11 protein-coding genes and 4 tRNA genes are annotated in these 12,326 nt (G+C 45.2%); 11 read left to right on the forward strand and 4 right to left on the reverse strand.

Translation table 11 applies throughout. From position 1 onward, the window contains the following. Nucleotides 1–224 precede the first annotated feature (224 nt). The 10 genes from DVY93_RS02345 to DVY93_RS02390 all read left to right on the forward strand — a co-directional run bounded on the left by DVY93_RS02345 (nt 225) and on the right by DVY93_RS02390 (nt 9,091). The gene (locus tag DVY93_RS02345) at nt 225–2,165 is read left to right on the forward strand and encodes a tetratricopeptide repeat protein (RefSeq protein WP_230708790.1); all 1,941 of its coding nucleotides are present in this window, start codon (nt 225–227) and stop codon (nt 2,163–2,165) included. Between the two features lie 177 nt (nt 2,166–2,342). Next, entirely contained in the window at nt 2,343–2,975 is a 633-nt protein-coding gene (lolB, locus tag DVY93_RS02350; protein WP_230708792.1) for a lipoprotein insertase outer membrane protein LolB, read from the forward strand. Nucleotides 2,976–3,022: 47 nt separating this feature from the next. After that, nucleotides 3,023–3,991 (forward strand): 4-(cytidine 5'-diphospho)-2-C-methyl-D-erythritol kinase, encoded by a 969-nt coding sequence (ispE, locus tag DVY93_RS02355; protein WP_230708794.1) that lies wholly within the window; start codon nt 3,023–3,025, stop codon nt 3,989–3,991. 161 nt (nt 3,992–4,152) lie between these two features. Beyond that, nucleotides 4,153–4,228, forward strand: a tRNA-Gln gene (locus DVY93_RS02360). A gap of 242 nt (nt 4,229–4,470) precedes the next feature. Further along, nucleotides 4,471–4,546, forward strand: a tRNA-Gln gene (locus DVY93_RS02365). A 110-nt stretch (nt 4,547–4,656) separates the two neighbouring features. Continuing rightward, complete coding sequence (locus DVY93_RS02370; RefSeq protein ID WP_193005928.1) at nt 4,657–5,604, forward strand: ribose-phosphate pyrophosphokinase; 948 nt, start codon at nt 4,657–4,659, stop codon at nt 5,602–5,604. Nucleotides 5,605–6,000: 396 nt separating this feature from the next. Beyond that, the gene (locus tag DVY93_RS02375; protein WP_193005926.1) at nt 6,001–6,684 is read left to right on the forward strand and encodes a 50S ribosomal protein L25/general stress protein Ctc; all 684 of its coding nucleotides are present in this window, start codon (nt 6,001–6,003) and stop codon (nt 6,682–6,684) included. A 177-nt stretch (nt 6,685–6,861) separates the two neighbouring features. After that, complete coding sequence (gene pth, locus DVY93_RS02380) at nt 6,862–7,443, forward strand: aminoacyl-tRNA hydrolase (RefSeq protein WP_230708796.1); 582 nt, start codon at nt 6,862–6,864, stop codon at nt 7,441–7,443. Between the two features lie 100 nt (nt 7,444–7,543). Continuing rightward, nucleotides 7,544–7,924 (forward strand): aspartate 1-decarboxylase, encoded by a 381-nt coding sequence (gene panD, locus DVY93_RS02385; RefSeq protein WP_010196068.1) that lies wholly within the window; start codon nt 7,544–7,546, stop codon nt 7,922–7,924. Between the two features lie 189 nt (nt 7,925–8,113). Beyond that, entirely contained in the window at nt 8,114–9,091 is a 978-nt protein-coding gene (locus tag DVY93_RS02390; RefSeq protein ID WP_193005922.1) for a calcium/sodium antiporter, read from the forward strand. A gap of 73 nt (nt 9,092–9,164) precedes the next feature. On the opposite strand, the gene DVY93_RS02395 is transcribed toward DVY93_RS02390, so the two are convergent. From DVY93_RS02395 to DVY93_RS02405, 3 genes are all read right to left on the reverse strand, one after another. Next, nucleotides 9,165–9,824 carry an RDD family protein gene (locus tag DVY93_RS02395; protein ID WP_193005920.1) on the reverse strand — a complete coding sequence of 220 codons (660 nt, stop codon included), beginning with the start codon at nt 9,822–9,824 and terminating at the stop codon, nt 9,165–9,167. A 198-nt stretch (nt 9,825–10,022) separates the two neighbouring features. After that, a tRNA-Arg gene (locus DVY93_RS02400) sits at nt 10,023–10,099 on the reverse strand. 184 nt (nt 10,100–10,283) lie between these two features. After that, nucleotides 10,284–10,373: transfer RNA gene (locus tag DVY93_RS02405), tRNA-Ser, on the reverse strand. A gap of 343 nt (nt 10,374–10,716) precedes the next feature. On the opposite strand from DVY93_RS02405, the gene DVY93_RS02410 reads away from it, so the two are divergent. Further along, entirely contained in the window at nt 10,717–11,511 is a 795-nt protein-coding gene (locus DVY93_RS02410) for a hydroxymethylpyrimidine/phosphomethylpyrimidine kinase (protein WP_230708798.1), read from the forward strand. 177 nt (nt 11,512–11,688) lie between these two features. Here DVY93_RS02410 and DVY93_RS02415 read toward each other — a convergent pair whose 3' ends face one another. Continuing rightward, nucleotides 11,689–12,258 carry a YggT family protein gene (locus DVY93_RS02415; RefSeq protein WP_193005917.1) on the reverse strand — a complete coding sequence of 190 codons (570 nt, stop codon included), beginning with the start codon at nt 12,256–12,258 and terminating at the stop codon, nt 11,689–11,691. Nucleotides 12,259–12,326: the final 68 nt, after the last annotated feature.

A 12,326-nucleotide genomic window follows, 5' to 3' on the forward strand; every position in this document is an offset into this window, starting at 1 on the left:
TACGATCAATCATCAGCAAATGTGCTCGCCACAAACAAGACAGTAGTATTGCTATTGCCAATCTTGCAGTAACACGGGCACTATTGTTTATCGTGTCAATCTACTCATATAATGTTTGTCATGGCGACTCTTTACCAACGTTTAACATGAAATGATTAAAATAAAATTGCTTTATCTATATGGCTTTGCAAGTATCGGTGAGCAATGAGCGAATACGGCTATCTATGATTTTTTTTGGATCATTGTTTCAATCACAGCGTCGATCACAACGTGCGCATGACGATCAGTCGCGTCTTCGTGATTTATTACACCTCGTTATTGAACGGCTGTGCCAACGTTATAAGCTAACCTTGTCGTTGGCTATTTGTCTGTGCCTATCAGCGCCAGCCACTGCCAGCCACCCCGATGATGCTCTAAAAGCAAATATTCCCATAGTGTCCATTACCCGCCAAAACGATGATGTGACTAGCAATAGTGCGGCAGTGAACGCACCTGTTTATAAAAACGTCCAACCAGTAGAGACGACCACTCATACGAACGGCTTAGCATCGGTAGGCCTATGGCAGCCTGAGTTTAGTGAGCCAAGCTTATATGCCCTATTAGATGCAGAGTTTGCAGCCGATCGTGGTGATAAACGGCGCGCGCTTACTATCTACAAGCAGCAGTCTTTCAAAGAAGATGCGACAGCAGTGTTTGAAAGAGCGCTGAGCCTGTCTTTACGCACAGAAAGAGTTGAAGACTCATTACAGTTTGCGAAATCATGGCAAGACCAATACCCAGATCACGTGCCTGCTTGGTTTTATGTGGCGCATTTGGCCCTACGCGCTCACGATTATCTCCTAGCAGGTGAAACACTAAACCGTATCTTGCGTTATGATCCGCGCGCAGATTTAAGTGAAATTCTTATTGGTATTTATCCCAATAATGATGAGGACAAGCGCGAGTTGCTCGCCGCTCTACAGCCACTCGATAGTGAACAAAACGCCTCCTTATCGGTACTAAAAGCAGGCTTGCTTTACCAGTTTAATGAGCCTGAGATTGCCATTGTCCACATCAACCGAGCCTTAGCACGACAGCCGGACTATGTGCCTTTTATTACCTTAAAAGCGGACATTTTGCGTAAAATTGTCACGGCAGAAACCGTGATCAATTACGTGAGCCAAGCGCGTCTGCGTAATCCTGATAGCAAAAGCTTGTACCTCTATGAGATTCGCTATTTATTGGACTTAAAACAAAGCCAAGAGGCATGGCAGCTATTAATTGAAGCCCATAACCGCTTCAGTGATGACGCTGAGATTACCTTGCTAGCCGCCTTGGTGAGTTTGGATAATGAAAAATACGCGAGTGCCGACCAGCTACTGAACGTACTAGCCAAATCTCCCGCTTATCTTGACCAAGCCTACTATTATCTTGGTATCAGTGCCGAACGCCAGCAGCGTTTTGAGCAAGCCAAATACTATCTTAATGGGGTGATGCAAGAAGACTTGGTGCTAGAAGCGCGTAGAAAAGTAGTGGCATTTGAGTTGCTCAACGACAATGTTGATGCCGCCATAGCTACCCTAGAAAAACTGCGCAAAGACTTTCCCGTATTCGCTCCTGATACGTTTGTGCTACAAGCCGATATTTTATGGCAGCAAAATGATGCCGCAGAAGCGCTGCGTTTATTAACGCGAGCGGCTCGTAAATACCCTGATAATGAAGCCTTACTGTTTGCTCGCGCCCAGTTACTTGATGACCAAAGTGACTACATCGTTAAACGGACTCTGCTCAATCACTTACAAGCCCTCGATCCTAGTAATTTGTCTTATCAGCTGAGCTACGCCCAGTTATTGCTGGCCAATGAACGCAACTCTGAGCAGGGCCTAGCGCTGGCCCAAGCCATTATCCAAATTCACTACGATGACCCACGCTATGACAATGAGCTGCACCTACAGGCGCTCAACGTGCTAGCAAGTAACGCCTTAGCCAATAAAAACTACCAACAGGTCATCGACTATCTACAGACCCCTTATGATGTGTTGCCCACCCTGCGCTCAGGGACTTTACTCCTACGCGCTTATCAAGGTTTAGGGAACAACGAAAGAGTCGAGACGCTACTGGCAGATTTACAGCAGCGCTTTTCATTTGGACAGCACAATATTAATGACCGCATCCAGTTATATTAAAAGCCTCTTTTACGCTAATCACTCATTTTTACTCGACTGTCTACTGGACAAAGCCCTTAGACGTTACGACTACAAGGCACTTATAAGACACTAACAGCCGCGCATCACTGAGTAACAAATACCCTTTATCCTGATATCTTTATTAATTTGTCCATTTTCTATTTTCGAGAAAACATTATGTCAGCCTCAACCAATTCTTATAAGCCTAATAAATTAGCCCTATTCACAGCCATGACGGCGGCGCTGGTCATCACCTCTGGCTGTCAGTCATTAAAAACCGCCAGCACCACCAATCAGCCAACCACCACCGTCCAAGGCCAAAATGCAGTGCAACCACAAAAGCTTGAAAGCTTTAATATCACGGGTAAGATAGGCGTCACAGTGCCTGCAAAGGACAACACAGGCGCTCAAGGTGGTAGTGCGTTTTATGCGTGGGGCCAAGAGAATGATCGATTTGCGATTGAATTGATCGGCGCGCTAGGCATTGGCAAAACCAATATCGAATACAACGGTCAAACCGCCACGTTAGTCAGTGAAAAAACGGGAACGTTGACAGCCGATGATCCTGAGACTTTACTTATGAAAGCCACTGGCTGGCAAGCACCTATCTCGCAAATGCCCTATTGGATATCTGGACGTCCAGCCCCGTCAGACAGCGCCCCACAACTGGATGCCCGAAACCGTTTGGTCAGCTCGGTCAATGGCGATTGGCGTGCCAGTTTTACCTATAATGGTGCTGATAAACTGCCTAATAAAATCACTGCAGTTCAGCCCCAAGGCAATAAAGTTGTCATGACCATAAACCATTAAACCCCTATAGATTTATCGTCAACCTCTGCTTTTTAAGACAGCTTTTTATGACTGAGAACCTAGCCGTGCAAGCCTCTACCATCACCCGCTTATCACCCGCAAAAATCAATTTATTTTTGCACATCACTGATAAAAGGGTGGATGGCTATCACGACCTGCAGACCGTTTTTCGCCTGCTCGATTGGGGCGATTATCTGCATTTTTTAATCAAGTTTGATGCAGCCCTGCCGGCTTCAGAGAGTCGACTAGACATCGATGAGCTTTGTCAGCAGCTACTGATATTGGCTGGTGCCGAGTCCATAACGACTTGCATCAGGGATAATCTTATCTTTAAAGCGGCGCGTGCATTGCTGTTCGCTGCCGTACAGTTCAACAGGCTACCGAAGCAGCTACCGCCCGTTCACATTACTTTAGATAAGCATTTACCAATGGGTGCCGGACTAGGCGGAGGCTCTTCCAATGCCGCAACCACTTTATTAGCGTTAAATGAGATTTGGCAGCTTGACTTTACTGGCGATGAACTGATAAAAATCGGTGCAACGGTGGGTGCGGATGTACCCATATTTATTTTTGGTCAAGACGCCATCGCTATGGGTATTGGCGAGGAGCTAACAGCGATTGTTTTGCCTGACCAACATTATTTAGTGTTAACGCCAAACGCACATGTGAATACGGCCAAGCTTTTTGCCCATCCCAAACTACAGCGAAATATCGCGCCGTTATCAGTTGCCACCATTCAAAATCAGTACAATGATTATGTCCAAAATCTCACCGCGCCTTATCAGAATGTTTTTACACCAGTCGTCACAAGCCTTGCCCCTGCAGTCGATGAGGCGCTACAGTATTTACACCGTTTAGAGCCGCAAGCATTAGGGACAGCCCGTATGACTGGCTCTGGAAGCGCGGTGTTTTTGCCGCTGGACGCGAGTGTGGTTAGCGACACGGCACTTGTGGCAAGGTGGATTTCAGAAGCACCTTGTGCCGGCTACGTGGTAGGGAATTTGCCGCAGTATTGACAGCGGTTAAACCATCAGTCATCTAAATGACGACAGTGGTAGGATTAACAGGCTTAATTTGCTAGAATAGCGCCAGCATTCACCTATTACGAATAAAAGCCAGAAAAAGGCGCAAATGACTTGCAAAATCTAAATATTTATTTATAATAGGTCGCCAATATAGGGGTATAGCCAAGTTGGTAAGGCATCAGGTTTTGATCCTGACATCCGTTGGTTCGAGTCCAGCTACCCCTGCCATTTTTAAGTTCGAAAGCGTTTGATGTGCATTTTAGGTGGTTGTCACAATAGCCACTTATCTTATGATCATTGACAACGCCATCCCAGTTTCGGTATAGTTCGCAATGGACACCGCTAGGGAAAGTTATGTTTAAGACGGTTTATCCGTTTTTTAGATAACAACCAGGTCGTAACGCCACGCTAAGAGTGACTATTACTACAAGTTACTCGTAGATATCGGACGTTCACAGCCTAGACATTACAGGGGTATAGCCAAGTTGGTAAGGCATCAGGTTTTGATCCTGACATCCGTTGGTTCGAGTCCAGCTACCCCTGCCATTTTTTACTGTAATAGTATACTTCAGCCCTTTTCACCACTCTTTTCTTAATTTGAGCAGTTTGTCACTGCTTAGCGGTCGCTGCTTGAGTCAATCAATAGGACTTCTGTCATGCCTTATTTGGCGATTTTTACGGGTAATGCCCACCCTGAATTAGCAAAAACCGTAGCCGATCATCTTCACATACCTCTTGGTAAAGCTGACATCACGCGTTTTTCTGATGGCGAAATTGCCGTGGAAATCAAAGAACACGTACGCGGTAAAGACGTGTTTATCATGCAGCCTACTTGTGCACCGACCAACGATAATTTGATGGAAATCATGATGATGGCGGACGCCTTGCGTCGCTCTAGTGCTGGCCGTATCACTGCCGTTATGCCGTACTTTGGTTATGCCCGTCAAGACCGTCGTCCGCGCTCAGCTCGTGTGCCTATCTCAGCCAAAGTCGTCGCTGACATGCTGAACATCGTCAGTATCGATCGCGTCATGACCGTTGATTTGCATTCAGACCAGATTCAGGGTTTCTTTGATATCCCTGTAGATAACATCTACGGCACGCCTGTGCTATTAAACGATCTACAAAAACAAGATTATGACAACATCATGGTGGTTTCACCTGATGTTGGCGGTGTGGTGCGTGCGCGTGCCATGGCCAAGCAATTAGGCGATACGGATATGGCAATTATTGATAAGCGCCGTGCCCGTGCCAATGAGTCACAAGTCATGCACATCATCGGTGACGTTCGTGACCGTGATTGCGTGATCGTTGATGACATGGTCGATACGGCAGGTACGCTGTGTAAAGCCGCCGAAGCGCTGAAAGAAAACGGTGCGCGCCGCGTCTTAGCTTACATTACCCATCCTGTGTTATCGGGTAATGCGCTACAAAACATCAGTGAGTCGGCATTGGATGAAGTCGTTGTGACCGATACGATTCCGTTATCTGCTGCTGCCAAAGCTTGTAGCAAAATTCGCCAAGTAAGCATTGCCCCGATGCTGGCTGAAAGCTTGCGCCGTATCAACAACGAAGAATCTATTAGCGCCATGTTTGACGTTTAAGCATTCACTGTATCTTTTGCTAGCGATGTTCGTTTTAACAGTCAAGCAATAGTCAAAAAACAGCGTCAAGTGACCCCACTTGGCGCTGTTTTTTGCCTCCGCCTTTTGCGTAGGTCTTTATTATTATTATAAAAACACGTATAATGCGCGCCTGTGCCGACCTTTTTCTTGATTTAATCGGGTTGGCATTATCAAAAGTGCTGATCATGCTTTTAATAACGACGGTCATGCAATGACTATCATAAAATCGTTATCAGGAGTAAATGGCTATATTTAGGTATTGTGCGTTTTATCAGCAACCATAAATCTTAGCTATCATCACGTATTAGTGGATTGGTCGCAAATCCACTTTTTTATGACCAGACACTTCATCATTCTTTTTATAGGATTATATCCATGAGCATTAATCATTTTGAACTAAACGCCGTTGATCGTTCTGCTGAACAACAAGGTAAAGGTGCGAGCCGCCGCCTACGTAAGCAGAACCTAGTTCCTGCTATCATCTATGGTGGTAACGCAGAACCAACAGCGATCTCTATCAAGCTTAACGAATTGGTAAAATCACTTGAATTCGAAGCGTTTTTCTCGCACATCTTGACCATCAATGTAGACGGCGAAGAGCATCAAGCAGTTATCAAAGACTTGCAACGTCACCCTGCTAAAGGCTTCCCAATGCATGCTGATTTTCAGCGCGTTGTAAAAGGTCAAAAAATCCACATGAATGTTCCTGTGCATTTCACTGGTCGTGAAGATGCGCCTGGTACTGCTGCTGCTGGTGTACTATCTACCCTAGTATCTGATATCGAAGTCATCTGCATGCCATCACAGTTACCTGAATATCTAGAAGTAGATGTATCTGGTATGGAAATCGGTGATTTGTTCCGTCTATCAGACATCAAACTTCCTGAAGGCGTTGTGATTCATGAGCTTGAGCTAGAAGACGGCCATGACCGCACGATCGTTAACATGCAGCCACCAACGGTTGAAGAAGTTGATGAAGATGCTGACGACGTTGATGCCGATGAAGTACCAGCGACTGAGCAAGCTGACAAAGCTGAAGAGAAGAAAGACGACGAGTAATATACCACTTCTATGTAGCGCTTTGTTTTATGCTGCGTAGTAACAGATTCGTTTAGTCAGCAAAACAGCAGGTGATTAAAATCTCCTGCTGTTTTTGTAAGTAAGGTTTGAAAACACACTGTCTGTTGCCGTTTTCAGCCTTACGCATTACTTATCAAATTCAAGCAGGGTGTTTTTATGGCCATAAAACTTATTGTCGGTCTTGGCAATCCTGGTCAGCAGTATATGTTTACGCGTCATAATGCTGGATTTTGGTTTGTCCATCATTTGGCGCAGCAGTTTAATATTACGCTCTCCCCTGACAAAAAATTCCATGGGGTAACAGGACGTGGGCAAATTCATGGGTCTGATGTGCGTTTGTTGATGCCGCTTACCTTTATGAATAAATCCGGTCAATCAGTGGTGCCGATGGTTAATTTTTACGGCATTGATAATGATGAGTTGTTGATCGCTCATGATGAGCTCGATATTCCAGCTGGCAGTATTAAACTTAAAACGGATGGTGGCCACGGTGGTCATAATGGGCTACATGATATCACCCCGCACATTGGCAATGATTTTCATCGTCTCCGTATTGGTATCGGCCACCCAGGTCATAAGTCTAAAGTTAGTGGACACGTTCTTTCGAAAGCGTCTCCAGATGAGCAGATCGCTATTGATAGCGCTTTAACCGCTGCTTTTGAGGCGCTACCACTACTGTTAGATGGTGACGTTGAAAAAGCACGCTCACAAATTAATGGTTTTAAGTTGCCTGAATAATGGAATGGCTCTATTATAATGGCCTTTTATTTTGGTAATTTTATCCCCATTAACCTTTTGATTTAGTTACTTAATATCAGTTACGCTAAGGAAGCAACTTATGCTACTTAATATGCTTAAATGCAAATTACACCGAGCGCGCGTTACCCATGCCGAGCTTCATTATGAGGGTTCATGCGGTATCGATGGCGATTTATTAGATCTTGCGGGTCTACGCGAAAATGAGTCTATCGATATCTATAATGTGACCAATGGCAAGCGCTTTCGTACCTATGCTATTCGTGCAGAAGCAGGCTCTGGTATTATCTCGTTAAATGGTGCGGCGGCGCATATGGCAGATTTGGGCGACATCGTCATTATCTGTGCTTATGCTCATTTTGATGAAGTGGAAGCGTCAACGTATCAGCCAAAATTGGTCTACTGTAACGAAGACAATACCGTTAAAGACACAGCAAATATTATCCCTGTACAAGTTGCTTAGCATGACAAGATAACGAGGTTTTTGGGTAAAGCAAGGGTGAATAGCAAACTAAGCCGTTGAATTAATTGTTATTATTACCAAAAACCTCCATGCTAAGATGAAAGCTGAATCTTCATTTCGATTCAGCTTTTTTTTTGCCATTTTTATTGATTAAACTCACATTTTCATCATACACAAGGAATCATACTGATGTGGTTGGCAGTGATTGCAATACTGATTGGACTGGCAGTTTTAGTTTGGAGTGCCGATGTTTTTATTGATGGGGCGACCGCACTGGCAAAGAAGTTTAGTGTCCCTAGCTTCTTAATCGGTGTTTTGATATTAGGAATAGGAACGTCCGCACCCGAGATGGTGGTATCCGTGTTGGCAGCCTTAGAAGGCAGCCCTGAGTTGGCGCTGGGCAACGCCTATGGCTCTAATATTATCAACATTGCCTTAGTACTGGGGGCAACCGTCCTAATCAGCCCTATTATCATCCGTAAGGCCATCATAAAGCGGGATTTACCTCTTCTATTACTGGTTACCGCTATAGCCGCCTGGCAGCTGCGTGACGGATTATTAAGCCTAACTGATGGCATCATACTGTTAGTGTTGTTAGCTATCGTATTAGGCATGCAGATCGTGCTCAGCTTACGTGAAGGTTATCATGAGCATGAGGATGAGGTGGTGGTCGCGACTGACCCAGATGAAGTAGAACTAAGCATCGCACGCGGTCTTGGTAGTTTGTTTCTTGGTATGTCAATGCTGGTCATAAGCTCGCGCGCTATCGTTTGGGGCGCTGTGGAGCTAGCCACGCTTTGGGGTCTCAGCGAGCTGATTATCGGGTTGACGATTGTCGCTGTGGGTACATCACTGCCTGAACTGGTATCAAGCTTGTCAGCGGCGCGCAAAGGCGAGCATGATATGGCGCTTGGCAACATTATTGGCTCGAACATCTTTAACACATTGGGCGTTGTTGGTCTCGCCGCACTAATAACACCAATCACGGTCAATCCAATTATCTTGTCTCGTGATGTACTCGCGATGGGTCTCATCACTTTGTTACTCGTTGCGCTGTGCGGCTTTGCTTTCTTAACAAAGCGACAGTTTGGTCGTACTTCTGGCGCCACACTGCTGCTCTTTTTTGTGGGTTACACAGGGTGGCTCATTCAAACTGCTATTATGTAAATTTTAGACCTTATAGCATGCATTGCTACACCGTTCACTGTCATAACTTGACACGCTTTACTTATTAACCGAGTTACTTGTCTTTTTTGCGGTTTTTAAAGCCACGCCATAACCCTTCATGCGCTACTTTTGGCATTTTTAGGGTAATGGTGTTGGACAGCATGTCTTGCACCGCTAAGCCGCGACGATTAAACAAGCAAAACACGTAATTGAACATCAGGCCAAAAAAAGCACCGGTTAATAGTACAGCCCGTGACCCACCAATTAAGCTGCCAATAATGCCAAACAGTAACGGCATCAAACAAGCGGCCAAAATACGTTTAAAAGACTGTCCCCACGTCAGCAGATGGCCGGCGTTATTAACCGTTTTTAAACGCCATGTTTGCATACCTAGCGTCTGCCCACCGCGGCGCCAAAATATCCCATAAAACGCCACCAGCGTCAGTACAAAAGAGGGCGTCATAACGACGTTTTGATACCAGGTTGGCAGAGACTGTGCTTGCGATGACTGCGACCCTGTCTCCATGGTCATCAAGGTCCCAAGCACCGTGAGCACGGTGCCCACTAAAAACAGCAACGCTAAAATCAACATGCCATCATAAAGAATGGCCACGACACGCGTCATGGGCTTTGCAATGGTAGGTTCTTCAGCGGAATTTTGCTGCACAGAGGCGTTTTGAGACTTTGCTTTAACAGCAGCTTTTGACGGGCGTTTAGATAAACTCTTTGACATGGTACCAGCTCATAGCAAGCAGTGAATAGTGGCTCTATTGTACCGTAATTCCCGCTCTTATCGTACATTATCCTAAGACGCTACTGAGCCAAAGCATAAGGCTTAAAAAAATTGCGGACATAAAAAAATCGCCAAATTGTCATAAGACAGGCGATTGATTTAGTGTTTCTTCAGCTTATAAACAAGCTATTATGCAAATGGTGCGCCTGGAGAGATTCGAACTCCCGACCCCTTAGTTCGTAGCCAAGTGCTCTATCCAACTGAGCTACAGGCGCGTATTTTGCACATTATCCACTGCCTTGTTAAAAACAATTGCAGTAAATTAGGTTGGTCATTATATAGATAATATCGCTTGTGTCAACATTTTTATTCATTAAAACAAGATATTTTTTGATTTAATAGCTAAAAAATATTTAACGCCAATATGTGGCGACACCACTCTCATAACAACTGAATAAATGGCGGTGAAGGAGGGATTCGAACCCTCGATACGCTTACACGTATGGTTCCTTAGCAGGGAACTGGTTTCAGCCACTCACCCACTTCACCGAACGATATAAAACGCTTATAAGGCCATAATAAAAAAGCAGTATAAACAGAGTATCAATGCTAATGATACGTCTTATGTCGTGGGCGAGTATTATAACAAAGCCAAAACGAATTGCAAGCGTTGTCTACAGATTTAATGAAGCTTTTGGCATAATTAGTCCTTTATCTCAGCTTATCCCCTTTTAAAGCAGTAATTTTCTCATACAAATAACCTCTACTCTGTGTAAAAGTGCCTGTAGTTGTGACTTAGCCCGCTAAGTGGCACAAGACGGTGATGGCTTTTTTAGCGGCAGGTGGCTATAGTATTTACTATTTACTTCACCCTACATCAATAGGAGCTGTCATGCGACCAGTGGTACTGTGTTTTTCAGGATTGGACCCATCAGGCGGTGCTGGATTACAAGCGGACATCGAGGCCATCGGACACGCAGGCGCCCATGCCACCATCGCGTGTACGGCGATCACGGTACAGGACTCACAGCAAGTCTTTGGTTTTGAAGCCTGTGCCGCAAGCTTGGTAAAGGCGCAAGCAACCGCGGTGCTTGATGATCTACCTGTTGCTGTGATCAAGTCAGGGATGCTTGGTACCACGGACAATATTACGATGCTGACCCGCTTGTTTGCCGAGCGTGTTATCACTGACCAAACCCCTTTTGTATTAGACCCAGTGTTGGTCGCCAATAGTGGCGGCAGCTTAGGCGATGAGAAAACCTTAGTTGCGGCCTTTAGAGAACTGTTGCCTTACGCTACCTTAGTCACGCCAAACAGTCATGAGCTGCGCGCGTTAAGCGGTGAACAAGACTTGCATACTGGCGCGCAAAAATTATGCGCACAGGGTACCTATGCCGTACTGGTGAAGACCTCACATGACTTTGATAGCGGTGATATCGAGCAGTATTTGTATATAGAAGGTAAGATGGTGCATCAAAGCACTTTGCCGCGTTTAGACGGCGAATTTCACGGTTCGGGCTGCTCGCTGGCCAGCTTTATCGCTGGACGGTTAGCGATGGGAGATGGACTTGTCGATGCCGTCAAAGCGGCAGACAGCTGGATTACTCAAACCTTACGCGCAGCTGATGTCCCCCACCCAAGCAACGCCACGGCCCAATTAATACCCAACCGCTTTGTTAGCTTTTAATTTACTTTTCCCGTCCACTATCGTAAGAGTCGTTTAAAAGACGATAGGGCTACTGGGATTGGCTTGTCTCAATCTCTGGAGTACCCAGCATAAAAAAAGGCGCTCTATATCAATAGAGCGCCTTTTGCATAAGTATTTTATTGTGGCGCAAGTTTTATTTAAACTGACGCGACGCGCTTAGCCCAACATTGGCATAAAGTTCGCTGCAATCCCACCAATAAATATCTCAAGTAAATAAAAAGCCAGAAAAGCGACCATTGGCGATAAATCGAGCATGCCTAAGTTTGGCGTGATACGGCGAAACGGTGCCAAGATAGGTTCAGCCAAATTAATGATAATACCGATAATGGGATGCTCAGATCTGGTAAATACCACAATCCAGCTGACAATAATTGAACCAATCACCAAGTAGCGGCACATGCGTAAAAAGTCTAGAAGTAAGCTGGTTGTGCCAGTGAAAAATAACGGTACAGGCGCAATGCCTTTATGCGTTAACGCCGCTTTGCCAGAGATATCAATCAGACGAATTAAAAACATCAGCACGATAGCAGCAAGACTGATACGGCCTTGTGCCACAGTTGGAAAAATACGCCCAAACACGTCGACAATATGGGTTGCTTTGTAAGCAGGTGCAATCATCGGGTTTCTTGCGTCCATGCCTGCAAACTGTAGCATAAAGCGGATAAACACCAACATCATGGCGACGGTGGTGACCAAATCAAAGATTTGAAATAACATGTTGTTCATGAAGTGCTACTCAATATGACATTAATAACAGGTTCTAGGATGACAAATGTCATGATTAGATGCTTAAC

It is taken from the genome of Psychrobacter sp. CCUG 69069 (assembly GCF_021023115.1).
Classification (GTDB): Bacteria; Pseudomonadota; Gammaproteobacteria; order Pseudomonadales; family Moraxellaceae; genus Psychrobacter; species Psychrobacter namhaensis.